Here is a 17,100-nt window from a genome sequence, read left to right as displayed (position 1 = left end):
TATGGATTAATCCGCCAATGTTTGAAATAGGGCACGCGTGTATTCATGCTTCAATAGTTCTTCATCCCAATCCTCAAATATCTCCACGATCTCTCCCTGAACCATGACGGCAACCCGATCACAGAACGTACGGGTGGACTGAAGATCATGGGTGATAAAAAGATAGGACAGCTGGCGTTCGAGCTGCATTCTTTTGAGCATGTCTAGCACGGAAGACTGAGTTGTCGTATCCAGATTGGCGACCGATTCATCGAACAGGATGATTTCTGGTTCAACCGCCAACGCCCGAGCAATGCACACCCGCTGTTTTTGTCCACCGCTTAGCTGCGCAGGGTATTTTCCCAGACTGTCAGCCTCCAACCCTACCGATTCCAGTAAGGAAAGGCAGATATCCAGCGCCCTTACCTTTCGCTTAGGAAAATAGTTACGGATCGGCTCCATCAAAATATCCTGAATGGTCATACGGGGATGCAGTGAAGAGGCCGAGTCCTGCGCAACCAACTGGATTCGTTTGTACAAATGAATATCCTTCATCCTTCTAGTATGTATGGGCTGGTGATCCAGCCAGATTTCCCCCGAGGTCAACGACTCCAGCCCCAGAATACACTGTGCCAGCGTACTTTTGCCACTTCCGCTTTCTCCAACCAATCCAAGGCATTCTCCCTGTCGTAACTCCAGACTCACTTTCTGTATAGCCTGCTGCTCACCCTGACTCGTGTTGAACCAGCCTTTTCTCCGTCTGCGGACAGGATAAGCTTTGGTGACGTTCTTCAATTCCAATATCACTCGTGCATCCTTCCTTCCGGGGTCATCTCCAGCACCCGATCTGCTATGCGGCTTATCCCCTGACGATCATGTGAAATTAACAAAATCGCGAGATCGAAATCTTCCCTCAACTGTAGAAGCAATGCCAGAACTTTGTCACGGTTGATTACATCCAGCGCTGTAGTAGGCTCGTCGGCAATAAAGAGGCGCGGACCAGAGCTTAACATTGCAGCCAGCAGTACCCTTTGGCACATACCTCCGCTTAGTTCAAAAGGATAGGATGACAGAATATGCTCAGGATCGGCAAAACCGACCTTGCGGAGCAGAGAACACAAATAGGCTTCCTGCCCTGGAATAATACGGCCTCCAGACAGCTCCGTGACACGGTTCAACATCTCCCGCATCCGTGACAGCACGCCCTGGGGCTGCGATGCAGTGTGGGACGGGGCAGCATCAGCTTGCCCCAGCTCCTTCTGGGCGTGCATCAGGCGCCCCCCGTTCAGTCTAAGCGTATCCGTCAGCTGGGCGCGGACGGTACGGATCGGATTCAGCCCGCTCAGTGATTGCTGAATGAGCAGGGCAATTTCCCCACGGCGCAGTCTTTGCCAGCGCTGTTCATGGAACGGGATAATGTCTTCCCCGTTATAGTAGATGCACCCTTGCGTAACACCAACACCTGGGTCCAGCATACCCGCGATTGCGTGTGCGGTCAGGCTTTTGCCGCATCCACTTGGCCCAGTCAAGGCTACAATTTCCCCTGGGTAGACGGAAAAGTTCACATCCCGTAATAGCGGTTTGCTTTCGCTTCCGCTGGCTCTTACACCTGTACGGCAAATCTCCAAATGTTCCACGTGTAACAACGGTTTTTGCATGTATGCTTGCTCTATCGTGTCCTTTCGCCCCGTGACTGGTCGCTCCCCCACTATTTTGCCGCCTCCTTTTCCGAAAAATGATCACCCAGAAGCTGGCAGGCAAGCACAAATAGCATAATCGCCAAACCCGGGAAGATCATAACATGCGGAGCCACCTGAAAATACGAGGTTGCATCATGCAGCATCACACCCCACTCTGGCTTGGGCGGCTGTACACCCAGTCCAAGAAAGGAGAGCCCAGCGATCATTAACACCACGCGTCCGATATCCCATACCGTATAAACCAACAATTGCGGCCATACTTGTGGCAATACATAACGCCTTAGTATGCGCACGTGTGAATTACCGAACAAACGGGCATACCGTACATAGTCCTCCTGGCAAGCTTTTTGAACCAAACTACGGATATAGCGGACATAGCCCGCCCACCGTACCGCAATAATCGCTAGGGTCATGTTGACGAAACCCGGCCCCAAAATACCCACAATCGCTACCGTTAAAATAATATCAGGAAAAGCCAGTACGCCGTCGATTCCCCGCATAATCAACTGATCCACGCGCCCTCGCACATAACCAATGAGCAAGCCTGTGGGCAGACTGATACACAGCGTAGCTACCGTAATCGCACAAGCGATTAGCACACTCGTCCGAATCCCGTAAATGAGCCGTGACAGCACATCCCGACCCAGATGATCCGTACCAAAAGGATACTTCCGACTGGGTGGTGCCAAACGGTTCAGAAGGTCCACATGCAGAGGATCATGAGGGGCGGCCCATGGAGCCAGCAATCCGAGCAGCACGATCAGGCCAAACAGTGCGCCCCCTGTCAGCAAGCTTCCTCTAAAGGAAAGCCGTATCTTTTTCATTTTTCGCTTCCCCCTTAACGCAAACGCAGCCTTGGATCTATCACCGTCTGGACCACATCCACCAAACACTGAACACCTACAATTAAAAATGCGGCAAACATAACATATCCCTGAATCACCGGGTAATCCCGCTGCGTAATTGCATCTATAAAATACTTGCCCAACCCTGGCCATGAAAAAATGGTCTCTACGATGACGTTACCTGCCAGCATAAATGATAGATTCGTACCTAACAGCGTAATCATTGGCAGAACGGCATGTTTAAATAGCTCAAAAAAGAGAATATGCATACGGGAAAAACCACGAGCCCTCGCTGCTTTCACAAAATTGCGGTCACTCAGCTCCAGCATTTGAGCACGCAATAGACGAGCTTGCACCGTTCCCAATCCTGCACCAAGCGTCAGCGCTGGGAGTACTAAATGTGTCCAGTCCTCCCTTCCCATGGATGGGAGCCAGCCCAAGCGAACGGAAAATAGATAGATCAGCAGAAAACCAAGCCAAAAAGAAGGGATCGACGATCCCAGCAAAGCGAACAGCCTGCCCAGACGATCTAGTGGACCGCTGACTTTTAGCGAGGCAGCCAGCCCCATCCCAAGCGTAAGCACCGTCATGACGGCAAAGCCCGCCAAAGCTAGCTCCACCGTAGCGGGCAGTCTGCTCCACAGTTCGTTTAGCACCGACTCCTTGGACACATATGAGGTTCCCCAATGTCCCGTGAACACATCCCGCAGCCAGTTCACATATTGAATATGAAGCGGCTCATTCAAGCCCAGTTCGTTTCGCAGCGCGGTCAGCGCCTCCCCAGAAGCAGGAACATTATGCGCGGTGAGCAAAATGAGGGCAGGGTCACCAGGGGCCAGCCTCATCAGTACAAAAGTCAGCGTGGATACAACGAATACAATGATGGGCAGCTGCGCCACACGTTCCAGTATAAAACGAATCATAGGATACGTAGCTCGTTATTCAGCAATATCAGATTGCGCTGTAATGTAGTAATACTCGATCGGATGCGGCGTAAAGCCCTCTACCCCTTTTTTCACGCCAAACACATTGTCAGGGTGTACAATGAACGACTGCGGCAAGTCTGTATTGATGATATCCAGCGCTTGCAGTGTTACCGCATTACGCTGTGCGGTATCCTTTGCCAACTTCAGGTTGTGAAGAATATCCTTCAGCGGTTTGGAAGCATAACGGCTTACATTAGCTTCACTTGTAGAGGAGTAGAACATGTCCATAAAATACTGCGGTTCCCCTGTATGGGCCGTGAGCATGCTGTACATAGCAAAATCCCAATCGTTTTTGGTCAACGCCTCGTCGATATTTTCCACCTTGCGAATTTTGACCTGGATTCCCTCATTCAGCAACTGGCTCTGAATAACCTCAGCCATGACGGATAGCTCCGGACGCTGAGGGAAGGTCAGCAGCGTAACCTCGAATGGCTTGCCCTGCTTGGACCATGTGCCTTGGGCATCCTTTTGCCAGCCATCCTTCGTCAACAACTGCTCTGCCGTTCCGTTCAATGCTTTGCGCTCAATCTTACCGAAGGGAAGGATACTCGGAAACGGGCTGCTTGCTTCCGTACCGTAGCCCCTCATGACGGCGCTCACAATGGATGCGCGCGGAATCAGACTGTCCACCACCTTACGGTTGGTCGCATCCTTGAACACAGACGATTCCATGTTGTACACAATCATATGGGTACGCAAGGACGGAGCCGACAGCACTTGTAGCTTGTCGTTCTTTTTTAATACCTCTGCGTTATCTACCGGAATATCCGTCGCTACATCCACCTCACCGGATTGCAACGCCATCAGGCGCGAATTACCGTCCGTAATGAATTTCATCGTTGCTTCAGCCAGTCGTGCCTTTTCGCCCCAATATCCGTCATAACGCTCTACGACCAAGGATTGATCCTTGTTAAAGGCTTTAATTTTAAAAGCACCTGTCATCGCAGGGTAGCTCTGCTCATCTTTCATGGATGCCACATCCAGCACGATTGTTGACGGATCAGCCAGATTGGATGCCAGCGCTGCATTCGGTTGGTTTGTCGTAATTTTCAACGTCAGCGGGCCATTTACATCAATGGACTTCACATCCAGTAAATCCTTCGCCAGGTGACTTTTCTCGATAGAGCGCAGCAAAGATGCTTTTACGCTTACTGCATCCATACTCTTTCCATCATGAAAAGTGACCTTATCCTGCAAGCTGAACGTCCACACGTTAGGACTGTCGTGCTTCCATTCCTTGGCTAGCCAAGCCACAGGCTCCAACTTTTCATTCAAACGAATGAGTGTCTCACCGGCACCGGAACGCATCACATCCCAGCTATTGTCTCCATGCGGATCGACGCCTGACGGTTTCCACGTATACGCCATCACCAGCTTTTTACCTGCTGGAGTCTGTTGTGCAGGAGTATTCTCACCCTTGCCTGAGCTATCCTCCGTCTTCGTGGCTGTGCCGCATCCCGAAAGAGCCATAACTGCCATCAGCAGCAGCAATCCTGTACATATGAACCATGAACGCCTATTACGATTGCCTATCATCCCACATTTCCTCCTCTATCTTGTAAAATATCGTATAAACCTAACGCAAAACGCGAAAAAAGCATTCCCAACCACTTGACCAGCAGTCAGAAATGCTTTCATTATAAAATGTCAAAACTCACCTCAAAGCCAACTCCAAAAACATAGAAGGGATCAGATCGGTTTCAGACATTCCGTATGCAGCACGCCTAACCACCTCCCCAGCATCCCGTGGGTCTGACAGTGATGTCAAAACAGGCAGGTCTCCTGACTCCAGGCTTATCTTTCAGGCCTTCCCGGTTCCTCACAGTTCCAGTGGCTATTCTGAAAGCTCCAGCAGTACCCTGCTGATGCCTGTATACAGTGGCGGGTCCGTGTCGGAATCTACCGAACTTCCCTTTTAAGTGAACACGCTCAACAACTATCTACATCGTCTCAACAAAACCTCGTATATAGAGTTGTCCGGCTCACACCTGTTTTCTTCCTTTATTCCTTTTTATTACGAATTAGGATTATCTTATTTTGTTGCTACTGGCTTGTCAACAAATGCAGCGTAATATTTTAAATTTGAATGATACGATGAGAATCAAGGCTGTGACTATTCATTGCATGCACGCAATTCACGTGCTAAAATTAGGTATAGAGATATCCACCGTATCCGTATACTAAAAAGAGCCTTCGCCGCGCCAACGGCAAAGACTCCTAGGATTTGAAAGGCTGTGGATCACCACGGCGCGCTAAATGCTTAGCTAAACCCACCGTTAGGCGCCTAACCTAATCAAGCGGTGGGTTTTCGCTTGTTCCGAAATTTCCGACGCAGCCAGCGATAAAGTTTACGAATACTAAACACCAGGCTTAGTAACGTAACCATCCAACGCAACACATCGTAGCACGACACAAGTGTGACCATCGGCTTCACCCCCTTTCGGGAAGCTGCACCGTGGTCCGAAAACATCCACCACTATTCAAAATCCATAGTTTAGATTATACCATTCCTCTTCCTACTACTCTAGCAAACTTTTCTAGTAGGTTCTCAATCCTCCATTTTCATACAAGAGGGGGGTTATCAATAACTTCATGTTGCTTAATAAATAACCTGCTCTTGGTAACCCCATGCCAAACAGCCGGAAAAGAGGCTACGTCCTCTTTCCGGCTGTTTTTATCTATTTCCTATTCATCAAACCTTCTGTGGAACCTCCGAGACATTTACGCCTTTGACCGATTCAGCTTGTTTTCTTGCCAAAACGATGTTCAAGACAATTGCCGTAATCGAGCCCGATACAATACCATTTTGCAGCAGCATTTTGGCAAAGCTAGGCAGTTGGTCAAACATTTGCGGCAGAACAGCTGAGCCTAGGCCTACAGCAATACTGCATGCTGCGATCAGCAGATTGCTTTCCTTCCGCAGATCTACTTCTGACAAAATAGACATACCTGATGCAGCAACCGAGCCAAACATGACGATCATTGCCCCGCCCAGCACAGCGTTAGGAATCACTGTCGTCAAGGCAGCCAGCTTAGGCAGCAAACCGAGAACGACCATGATGCCGCCCGCAGCAAAAATAACGTTACGCGATTTGACGCGAGTTAGCGAGATCAGACCCACATTTTGCGAGAAGGCCGTGTAAGGGAACGCATTAAAAATACCGCCCAGCATAATCGCGAGCCCCTCCGAACGAAGTCCATTGACGATTTGCTTTTGTTCCACCTTCTGATCAATCGCTTTACCTACTGCCAGATAAACCCCCGTAGACTCGACCATGCTGACAATATTGACGATAATCATCGTGCATACCGCCATAATGCTGAATTCTGGCTTGCCAAAATAAAACGGCTGCGCAATACTCACCCATGAAGCATCCGCTACGGGAGCAAAATGCACCATTCCCATCGCATAGGCGACTACAGTACCTGCGAACAGACCAATAAGTACGGAAATCGAGCGTAAAAAGCCCTTAGCTACTCGATTGACAAGCAGAATAACCAGTAGTGTAACCAGTGCCAGCAGCAAATTACGCGGCTGTCCAAAATCCGCGCTGCCCTGACCACCCGCTACATTGTTCATCGCCACCGGAATAAGGGATAGACCGATAATCGTAACGACCGAGCCGGTAACCACTGTTGGGAAAAAGCGTAACAGTTTGCCATATAGCGGTGCCGCAAGCACCACAAATATACCGGACAAAATGATGGCACCGTACGCTGTCGCCAGATTTGAGGTCGAAGCAATTGCGATAATGGGTCCTACTGCCGTAAACGTACAGCCCAAAATGACAGGCAATCTACTTCCAAAAAAGCGTGTGCCCATAATCTGTAATAATGTAGCAATCCCGCAAGTGAATAAATCAGCAGCCACTAGATAGGCCATCTGGGCTGGCGTCAGGTGAAGTGCTCCCCCTACAATCAGAGGAACAGCAATGGCTCCGGCGTACATCGCCATGACATGCTGGAAGCCCAGCGCAAATAATTTTTGTTTACTTAACATCCCACATTCTCCTTAACGGGAGGAATCACCGTGCCAGCTTCCTCTATAAAATGGACTTCGCCCGGTGCCATGGAAGCGATACGCGCAAGAGAACGTACAGCAATGCCCCTTTGCTCCAACAGCCCGCGACCTTCCTGAAAGCTCTTTTCAATTACACAGCCGACTCCGGCCAGTTCCGCTCCTGCTTCCTTCACAATATCCGTAAGTCCGACCAAAGCTGCACCAGTAGCCAAGAAATCATCCACGATCAGTACATGGTCGCTAGCATCGAGATATTTTTGGGAAATGCTCACCTGATAGGTTTCCTGCCGAGTGAATGAATGAACCTCTGCGAAGTATACCTGTTCATTCAGCGTGATCGCCTTCTTCTTCTTCGCATAAATGAACGGTACCCCCAAGGCAATAGCAGTAGCCATCGCAAATTGAATGCCACTAGCTTCAATGGTAAGTACCTTGGTAATCGGAGCACTGCCGAACAGGCGTGCGAACTCCTTGCCAATCTCCAATGCTAATGCTGTATCCACCTGATGATTCAAAAATGAATCTACCTTTAACACCGTATCGGATAAAATCTGTCCCTCTTGACGAATACGTTCTTCCAAAGCTTTCATTATGCGAATATCGCTCCTCTGTACTTTAAAATAGAATAAAACCTGCTAAAACCAAAAAAGGACAAGCTCCCTTGAGTCGTTTCTCAAGTGAAGCCTGTCCTTGGGGTCGTAATCCCTGACGGATTGGCGCACAAATAAAATGCCCGCATTCATCCGAAGCTGATGCGCTATCACTCATAGTCGGACGATTACAGTGGTCATCCGGTAGAAACTTTTGGGCCATATCCCCAATATTATACGAGTCATATGAAATTGATATCTTGTATACTACACCCTCTGGCGGGCGGTTTCAAGACTATTTTTCATACAAACAGCGGCATTTGGAGAACCTTCCACAATTTGAATATCGCAGCAACACACCGATCCCTGTTTGAGGTATATATATAGTAGAAAACAGATATTAAAAAACGGAAAACAACACAAAACAATATTTGTTTTTAATTTTATTTTTAATTCCAAAGATAAAACCAAGGTTTTTACTTCCGTTTACGTTGACTACACAGACAAACGGAAGTAGTATGGAATTAGTTAAGAAACAAAAGGCAGACTTTCGGGCTGCCAGGACTTCACCATGCAAGGAGATTAGATATGAACAACTATCTTGCTGTTGATATTGGAGCTTCAAGCGGAAGACTCGTGAGTGCAACCCTACAAGGTGAACAAATTCACTTGCAAGAGCTTCATCGTTTCAACAACTCCTTTACTGAGAGGCACGGGCACAATTACTGGAACATAGACAATTTATTTGATGAGATCATTCAAGGACTGCAAAAGGCTAAGCAAAACGGGATTGAATCCTGTACGCTCGGCATTGATACATGGGCTGTAGATTACGTGTTACTTCATAAGGAAGGTCATCGCATCCATGAGGTGTACGCATACCGCGATGCACGCACTCTACAAGCCCCCGATAAGCTGCACCAGCTCATCAGCCGAGAGGATGTATATGAGAAAACGGGCATCCAGGAACTAAACTTTAATACCTTGTATCAGCTGTTCGTCCATGATCGGGAACAACTCGCCCAGGCAGATAAAATATTGATGGTTCCCGATTATCTGTACTATCGCTTGACTGGCATTATGGTCAATGAAATGACCAATGCTTCCACGATGCAGCTTCTCAACGTAAACACCCGAGAATTTGATGAGGATCTGCTCTCCCTGCTCCAGCTTCGGCGCAATCAATTTTCGGAGCTGGCTGAGCCTGGACGCGTCCTGGGCCCCATTTTGCCGGAGCTTGTTCGGAAGTACGATCTTCCAGACTGCCAACTCATCCTTGTGCCTACGCACGATACCGCCTCAGCGGTTGCAGGTGTTCCATCACCGCGGGAAGAGTCTTGGGCTTATATTAGCAGTGGAACATGGTCGCTACTGGGTATGGAACGATCCCAACCCTTGAATACCAAGACAGCTATGCAGGCGAACTACACCAATGAGTGGGGCTCTTACGATACGTACCGTTTTTTGAAAAATATTATGGGCTTATGGATGATTCAGGAGGTTAGAAGAGAGGGAGGCTCTGCACATAGTTTTGCTGAATTGGCCGAATTGGCTTCAGCAGAGACACCATTTGTCAGTCTCGTCCTCTGCAACCAGTCCTCATTCTTAAATCCAGATAGTATGACCCTTGAGATTCAGAGGTTCTGTGAAGAAACCGGGCAGCCTATCCCGCACACACCTGGCGCGCTTGCCCGCTGTATTTTCGACAGTCTGGCCTTAAGCTACCGAGACGCTTTACATGAACTACAACATTTAACGGACGAAACGATTACCCGATTGTACATTGTCGGCGGAGGCGCTAACAACGAATTACTATGTCAGCTAACAGCCGACCTTTTAGAAATCGAGGTTCAGGCAGGACCTTCCGAATCGACAGCCATCGGCAATATTGTTGTGCAATTAATCAGCTCTGGTGCTCTTGGAGATCTGAAAGCTGCTGGCCGAACCATAGCTAACTCCTTCCCTACTCGGCTATATGAGCCGCAATCAGTGGAAGGCATGAAAGAGCTTCTGGATCGCTGGGAACGCCTCAAAATACAAGCAACATCCCCTACTCACATATCTCAATAAAGGAGTAAAGTCATGAACGAAGCCATTGAAGCGAGTTATAACGAAGCGAAAAAGCTGTATGCCCGCCACGGTATTCAGGTGGATGACGTTTTACGGAAGCTCTCACAAATTAAAATATCACTACACTGCTGGCAGGGAGACGATGTGCAGGGTTTCCTGTTCAAAGATAAACAGCTTAGCGGGGGAATTGCCGTAACAGGCAGCTACCCAGGTAGAGCAGGCACGCCTAATGAGCTGCGTCAGGATTTAGAAAAAGCTCTATCGCTCATCCCCGGTAAACACAAGGTTAATCTGCATGCGATCTATGCGGATACTACAGAACAAGTAGATTTGGATCAACTGGAGCCACGCCATTTTCAGAACTGGGTAGACTGGGCCAAACAGCAAGGGCTTGGACTTGATTTTAATCCGACCCTGTTCTCCCACCCCAAAGCGGAGGATGGCTTCACACTAAGTCACAAGGATCCGGATATTCGCGATTTCTGGATCACACACTGTAAAAAATCACGCAGGATTGCAGAACATTTCGGTAAAGAACTCGGTCAGCCATGTGTCACAAACCACTGGATGCCGGATGGTTACAAGGATACCCCGGTGGATCGCTTGGCTCCAAGAGAACGTCTGCGGGACGCTCTGGACGAGATTTTCAGCGAGGAAATTAGTGAAGATTACAACATCGACGCAGTTGAAAGTAAACTGTTCGGCATCGGTTCGGAAAGCTATGTCGTCGGCTCTCATGAGTTCTATATGGGTTACGCCCTGACACGGGGTAAATCTATCTGTCTCGATTCCGGTCACTTCCACCCGACAGAAGTCATTTCGAACAAACTGTCCTCTGTGCTGATGTTTACCGATCAATTATTGCTCCATGTCAGCAGACCTGTTCGTTGGGATAGCGATCATGTCGTGACGATGGACGACGAATTGCTGGACATTGCCCGTGAGCTGGTTCGCGGTGAGCTGCTCTCCCGCACTCATATCGGCCTTGATTTCTTTGATGGGAGTATTAACCATGTGGCTGCTTGGGTCATTGGAACACGCAACACCATCAAATCGTTGCTTCGCGCCATGCTGGAACCGATTGAGGAACTGAAAAAGGCCGAAGAGGAAAGAGACTTCACGACACGCCTTGCCTTGGTCGAAGAGTTTAAATCCTATCCGTTTGGGGCTGTATGGGATTACTATTGCGCTCAAAACGGCGTTCCCGTTCGTGAGGAATGGCTAACCGAAGCTAAAAACTATGAACAACAGGTCCTGCTGAAACGATAAACTACTGCACTGATAATTTTATATTCATATCATCCAAAGGGAGAGATCATCCATGACTACTGTGCTGGAGAATCAAAAAGAACGAAAATCAGGACTGGATATCCCATTTGTTCGAGAGATGGCGGAAATTACGCAAAACATGTGGAAATTCGGCTGGGATGAACGCAATGGAGGCAATGTAAGTTATATTCTGGATGAGGCCGAGGTTGCCAAATATATTGATATTCAAAAAGTCATTCGAACGATTAAACCCGCTTTCCCAGTGAATGAACTGGCAGGCAAATATTTTATCGTCACTGGATCAGGCAAGTACTTCAAAAACGTTATTGCCGATCCGGAAGCCAATTTAGGAGTCCTGCGTGTATCCCAAGATGGTGAGCAGTTAGAAATTTTGTGGGGCCTCAAACATGACGCGGTTCCTACCAGCGAATTGCCATCTCATTTTATGAGCCACATTGAACGCTTGAAGGTCGATCCTAACCATCGGGTTGTGATCCATAATCATGCCACTCATGTCATTGCCATGACCTTTATTCATAGTTTGGACGAAAACAAATTCACCAAAACGCTGTGGGAAATGTGTACCGAATGTATCGTAGTCTTTCCAGACGGTATCGGTGTAATCCCTTGGATGGTGCCAGGCTCCAGCGAAATCGGCCGCGAAACAGCGAAAAAAATGAAGGATCATCACGCTGTATTATGGCCTCATCACGGCATTTTCGGAACAGGTAGCTCCATTGATGAAGCGTTTGGCCTGATTGAAACAATTGAAAAAGCAGCACAAATTTATATGCTGATTGCTCAGCATGAGATCAAGCAACGGATTACAGATCAGGAATTGGCCGATCTGGCTAAAGCCTTTAATGTTATCCCAAAAGAAGGAATCCTGAACGTATAGACATAGGCTAATCGTATAGCACCGAACTCTATAAAGCTCCACGGCTCGTCTCTTACCAGCCATGGAGCCTTTATCATGCATAACTGAATGCTACTGGATTCGAATGTTTTACCCATGACACGATCCGACAGCAGGTATAAACAGTATCCTCTATAAACCGTTTTAATTTTATAACCCCAAATTCCAATGAATTAACTTGTAATTACACTTTCCTTTATATACAATAAAATCAAAATTCCCTTATCTCCACCAAAGGAGAGGTGACAATATGAGAAGAACAAAGAATGAAGATCACTTCGACATCGTGGAAGACCATTATTTCACAACAACCGAACTAGAAAAATCCAGTGCTATTTGGCCGGTCAGACTGGGTATGGATATTTCGAAAACAAGCTGTCATGTCGGCCCCAAGGCTGTCCCTTATTTTTATTTTATTTTTGCACTTGAAGGGCAGGCTGAGTTCATTTATAAGGAAAAGAAGTATCTTGTCCAAAAGTCTGATTTATTCTGTTTTTTCCCCCATCTTGCCCATGAATATTACACCAACCAAGAGCACCCGTTACAAAAGGTATGGATTGCCTTTGAGGGACCAAAATCACTGGCGCTACTGGAGCGGATCGGGATTACCCCCTCTAAGCCATTTATAGCTAACGCAGTGAGCGAGGACATCCTCGAGCTTATCTCCAACCTATTTTCCATCGTCAACGACCACAACAGACAGGGCAGCGATCTGGCCCGCTTAATTACACTACACCAGATCTTCGAGGAGTTGTCCCGCAACACATCTGGCGCGCTGCGCAACTCTGTATGCTCTGATTATTGGCTCCAGCAGGGGAAAGATTACATCGAAATGCATTATTGTGACCGTGTTACAATCGAGCAAATTGCTGAGCATGTAGGTGTGGATCGTGCGCATTTTTCACGTAAATTCCATTCCACCTTTCTCATATCCCCCGCCAAGTATTTGCAAACTCTCAAGATTAACGAAGCCAAAAGATTGCTGGAACAAACTACTTACAATTTGTCGATTATCGCCCAATCCATCGGATATACCGATATGTCCACCTTTTCCAAAGCATTTAAGAAAACAGCAGGAATCCCACCCCGAGAGTATCGCTTCCGGCATCAGTCCCGGCAAGAGATCCGCACTGCCAACGCTTAGTCGGAATCCAGTAATGATACAGGAGAACCACCATCATACGGCGGCTCTCCCTTTTTTATGACCTGATCCTAATTTGTACTTGGTTCTGAGCGCTATCAACGCTATAATAAGCATCAAACCAACAGGAAAGGTACGTGAATTCCATGCTGCGATTCAATGCTATACGTACAGGTTATCTGCTGGGCATCTCACTGATACTGGCTGCGATTATTTATTTTTTCGCCTCCAATTGGGGCGGACTGGATCGAACAGTCAAAATTGTGCTAGCTGTTGCGCTTATTGTTTTGTTTTATGGCTTATCTTTTGTATTTGCACGTATACGTGCTGTTCCCGGGCAACAAGCTTTTCTGTCCAATATATTTCTGGTGGCTGGCTGTGTAGCCTTCGGCATTTCCGTGGCGTTGCTCGGTCAAATTTACAACTCCCATGCGGACAGCTACGGGTTGTTTTTCATTTGGTCAGTGCCGGCTTTACTGCTTAGCTGGATTACTCGCTACAATCCTTTATATATGCTGTCTTATGTACTGATTCATTTAGGGGTATGGCTTTACTTCTATCCAACGATGCAAAGCCCGTCTTATAGCCAACTGGAATCGTTGTCCATCGCTGGAGTGTTCGCAATATTCAATCTGGTGCTATTTCTATTGACGTTCCTTCATCGTATACATTCGGCTCCACTACAATATATGAGCTTTACTGTTCTCCATATAGCTATGTTGGCGATGACCAACTCCTTTGCATTCGATGGATATGGCCTAATCATGAATATACCGCATATCGCTGTGATTGCTTTAGGATTTTATATATTTACCAAGGTTCGGGTGAATAAAACGTTACTGACCTTGAATGCATTGGCGCTTTCGGCGTTTGCTGTCTTTAAATTTATAGAGCTGGCAGAGGCGTACTCTTCATCACCATTCTTTGTTTTCGGGTTGATTTTTGTGGCACTGCTATTGACGGGTAACGTATGGTTTTTCCGTTATTTAAATCGTTTGGGAAAACCATCTCCGGATGAGACAGCCGTCCCTGAGGAACATAGCAGTGAGTGGATCACCAAAACCGTATCTCGCATAATCAAAGTGGTTGGAGTGCTGATTGGCAGTATATCTCTCATCGGACTGATTATGATTAGCACGAACGTAAATCACACCGAATATGTACTGCTGGGCGTGTCTTTGTTGCTGATGATTACGATGATCGTCATACCAGAGTCCAAGCTGGATTCTGTAATCCGTTATACGCTGCTGACCATCAGCTATATTACCGGCCTGGCGGCCATTCTATGGTCAGATCAGACGCTACTTTCGGTATTATTTCTGATCGTTTCCATCGCCGGATGGTTTCGCTCCAAGGGGAAAAGGCAGCGATTTTTTGCCTATACTTTTGTAAACCTGAATATGGCAACTGTTTTGTTTCAACAGTATCAAGAGTGGGATGGCTGGAACTGGACCTATAAGTTCATCATCTTCGCCCTGTTCGCTCTCAATGCCGTCTTATATGGGCTAAGCTACTTTAGACCCAAGACAGAGCTAAAAGGACATCTTCGGGATAGTTCATTATTTTTCAGCTTATTGTTCCTGTTTTGGACGACGTTTTTCGAGGATGTCATTCCACACTCTTATATGTTCATGAACATTTTTTATTTTGTTATCGTTACATGGATGGTCTTTGCCTTTATCCGTCACAAACAAAAATCGGAGGCTATTACAAGCGTCGTATTCTGGTTTATTTTTATCGGCTTCAAATACTATGATTTATTGTGGACGCTGCTCTATAAATCTTTTACACTGGCGCTACTGGGAATCATTGTACTGGGAATTACCTGGTGGTTCGATCGACGAATGGCCCATAGCGGCAAAACAGCGTTCGATGCCGACCACCGCAGCTTTAGCTTTATGCGCTTAAGCCCGTTACTCATTGCCATTGTCATTGTGCTACAGCTAGGAATTATCGGCTATCAGACGGCGAGAAGTGAAACCCTGCTCGCCACAGGTACCTCCGTTAAGCTCAAGCTGGCTCCTATAGACCCGCGCTCCCTGTTACAGGGCGACTATGTGGCACTGAATTACGATGTTTCTACTCCTCCTTCTAAGAACTCTCTTCAGGAGAAGGATTGGAACCGAGGCAAGGTTAAAGTCGTTCTCACACCAAATAGCCAAGGAGTATACATTGCTGATCGTCTATATCAAGATGGTGAGAAACTTGCCCATCATGAAATTGTTCTCAATGGACAATGGAATGGTTCTCGTATTCTGTACGGTATTGAGAATTATTTCATTCCTGAAGGAACCGGACGTACTGTTGAACAGAACGCTCATTACGCCTATATTCGGGTCAGCCGCAATGGAGACGCACTGCTGGAACGTTTGGTGGAAAGCTGATCTGGATTGGCAAAGAGGTAGAGAGGTAGAGAGGTAGAGATAGTGAACGAAGCGGGGCTTTAAAAATTTATTTGTACAAAAAGCAGGCTGAACCAGGTTGCTCCATTGCTGGAGCATAACTTGGTTCAGCCTGCTTTTTCTTTTGCGGCAATGGAGGAAAACTCCATGATAACCTTTCCCTAAAGCTTATCCTCGTTTATATCTCTCTCGACCATGCCACGATTTCTTTAATATCCTGCGGCTGAGTCCGACAACAGCCACCAATCATACGCGCTCCTGCTTCATACCACTGCCGGGCACTCTGTCCGAACGTTTCTGTACAAGTATGGCCCTGCCATGTCTTGGTGACCGGGTCATATTCCTCCCCCAGATTGGGATATACCACCACCGGCTTGTCCGTATGGCTGTGTATTTCGTGAATAAGAGATGGAATGAATTTGGGCAACGTGCAATTGATCCCTACCGCAGCCACCTGCTCATGCTCATTCAGCCACTTTGCACATGCGGCGACAGACTCGCCGTTACTGATATGCTGCTCATCCTTTGCACTAAAGCTGATCCAGGCATACGTACCGGGGAATTCCTTCAGCAAGCGGGCAATAGCCTTGGCTTCCACCAGACAGGGTATCGTTTCACAAGCTAAAATGTCTGCTCCCGCCTCGATCAGAGCTTTCATGCGCGGCCTGTGAAACTCCATAAGCTGCTCTTCGCTCAGCTTGTAATCACCGCGATACTCTGAACCATCAGCGAGAAACGCTCCATAGGGTCCGACAGAGGCCGCAACCAGCGGCTTGGGACGATGCTGCTGACTTGCAGTAGCCGTCACATCGGCCCAAAACTCATCTCGTGCCTGTACAGCAATCAGCACCGATGACTGAATCAGCTTCAACGCCTCATTTTCGCTCAGCCCTCGTTGAACGTAGCCTTCCACAGTGGCCTGATAGCTCGCCGTAATCGCACAGTCTGCCCCAGCCTCAAAGTAATCTCGATGTACACGCTTGATCGAATCCGGATGTTCATAGAGTATTTTGGCCGACCATAAGCTATCGTTCAGATCATGCCCATGACGTTCCAATTCAGTCGCCATTGCGCCGTCCAGCACGATCAGCTGAAATTTGTTCACTATACGTTGTATCGGATTCATGCGGACCCTCCTGCTTGTCTAATCTATTTAACCCACTGACTAGGTTGGATTTAAT

13 protein-coding genes and 2 riboswitches are annotated in these 17,100 nt (G+C 47.6%); of the genes, 5 read left to right on the top strand and 8 right to left on the bottom strand.

The annotated features are described in order from the left end of the window. Positions 1-6: 6 nt before the first annotated feature. From BN1546_RS12205 to BN1546_RS12175, 7 genes are all read right to left on the bottom strand, one after another. Positions 7-786 (bottom strand): ABC transporter ATP-binding protein, encoded by a 780-nt coding sequence (locus tag BN1546_RS12205; RefSeq protein ID WP_090737676.1) that lies wholly within the window; start codon positions 784-786, stop codon positions 7-9. Continuing rightward, complete coding sequence (locus BN1546_RS12200; protein ID WP_090737674.1) at positions 783-1,688, bottom strand: ATP-binding cassette domain-containing protein; 906 nt, start codon at positions 1,686-1,688, stop codon at positions 783-785. The genes BN1546_RS12205 and BN1546_RS12200 overlap by 4 nt, the downstream gene beginning before the upstream one ends. Continuing rightward, on the bottom strand, positions 1,688-2,503 hold the full coding sequence (gene nikC, locus BN1546_RS12195; protein WP_013373745.1) for a nickel transporter permease: 816 nt from the start codon (positions 2,501-2,503) through the stop codon (positions 1,688-1,690). Before nikC ends, BN1546_RS12200 begins: the two co-directional genes overlap by 1 nt. A gap of 14 nt (positions 2,504-2,517) precedes the next feature. Continuing rightward, a complete protein-coding gene (nikB, locus tag BN1546_RS12190) occupies positions 2,518-3,447 on the bottom strand; it encodes a nickel ABC transporter permease (protein WP_090737672.1) in 930 nt (309 codons plus the stop codon). A gap of 15 nt (positions 3,448-3,462) precedes the next feature. After that, positions 3,463-5,046 carry an ABC transporter substrate-binding protein gene (locus BN1546_RS12185; RefSeq protein ID WP_090737670.1) on the bottom strand — a complete coding sequence of 528 codons (1,584 nt, stop codon included), beginning with the start codon at positions 5,044-5,046 and terminating at the stop codon, positions 3,463-3,465. Positions 5,047-5,264: 218 nt separating this feature from the next. Then, a riboswitch (cobalamin riboswitch) is annotated at positions 5,265-5,469 on the bottom strand. Positions 5,470-6,202: 733 nt separating this feature from the next. Further along, on the bottom strand, positions 6,203-7,510 hold the full coding sequence (locus BN1546_RS12180) for a nucleobase:cation symporter-2 family protein (protein WP_040102547.1): 1,308 nt from the start codon (positions 7,508-7,510) through the stop codon (positions 6,203-6,205). Continuing rightward, positions 7,504-8,121, bottom strand: a complete 618-nt coding sequence (locus BN1546_RS12175; protein ID WP_016822598.1) for a xanthine phosphoribosyltransferase — start codon at positions 8,119-8,121, stop codon at positions 7,504-7,506. The genes BN1546_RS12180 and BN1546_RS12175 overlap by 7 nt, the downstream gene beginning before the upstream one ends. Before the next feature lie 157 nt (positions 8,122-8,278). Further along, positions 8,279-8,382, bottom strand: a riboswitch (purine riboswitch). 327 nt (positions 8,383-8,709) lie between these two features. On the opposite strand from BN1546_RS12175, the gene rhaB reads away from it, so the two are divergent. From rhaB to BN1546_RS12150, 5 genes are all read left to right on the top strand, one after another. Continuing rightward, the gene (gene rhaB / locus BN1546_RS12170) at positions 8,710-10,191 is read left to right on the top strand and encodes a rhamnulokinase (RefSeq protein WP_090737668.1); all 1,482 of its coding nucleotides are present in this window, start codon (positions 8,710-8,712) and stop codon (positions 10,189-10,191) included. 12 nt (positions 10,192-10,203) lie between these two features. Next, a complete protein-coding gene (gene rhaA, locus BN1546_RS12165) occupies positions 10,204-11,460 on the top strand; it encodes an L-rhamnose isomerase (RefSeq protein WP_058830973.1) in 1,257 nt (418 codons plus the stop codon). Positions 11,461-11,512: 52 nt separating this feature from the next. Beyond that, positions 11,513-12,358 (top strand): rhamnulose-1-phosphate aldolase, encoded by an 846-nt coding sequence (gene rhaD / locus BN1546_RS12160; RefSeq protein WP_058830972.1) that lies wholly within the window; start codon positions 11,513-11,515, stop codon positions 12,356-12,358. 268 nt (positions 12,359-12,626) lie between these two features. Beyond that, positions 12,627-13,520 carry an AraC family transcriptional regulator gene (locus tag BN1546_RS12155; protein WP_058830971.1) on the top strand — a complete coding sequence of 298 codons (894 nt, stop codon included), beginning with the start codon at positions 12,627-12,629 and terminating at the stop codon, positions 13,518-13,520. A gap of 143 nt (positions 13,521-13,663) precedes the next feature. Beyond that, positions 13,664-15,901 carry a GDYXXLXY domain-containing protein gene (locus BN1546_RS12150; RefSeq protein WP_172800039.1) on the top strand — a complete coding sequence of 746 codons (2,238 nt, stop codon included), beginning with the start codon at positions 13,664-13,666 and terminating at the stop codon, positions 15,899-15,901. A gap of 196 nt (positions 15,902-16,097) precedes the next feature. Here BN1546_RS12150 and mmuM read toward each other — a convergent pair whose 3' ends face one another. Then, a complete protein-coding gene (gene mmuM / locus BN1546_RS12145) occupies positions 16,098-17,045 on the bottom strand; it encodes a homocysteine S-methyltransferase (protein ID WP_058711910.1) in 948 nt (315 codons plus the stop codon). Positions 17,046-17,100 lie beyond the last annotated feature (55 nt).

This window comes from Paenibacillus sp. Mc5Re-14, from assembly GCF_001049835.1.
GTDB classification, from domain to species: domain Bacteria; phylum Bacillota; class Bacilli; order Paenibacillales; family Paenibacillaceae; genus Paenibacillus; species Paenibacillus polymyxa_C.
This window is presented reverse-complemented; position numbering and strand designations above follow the sequence as displayed.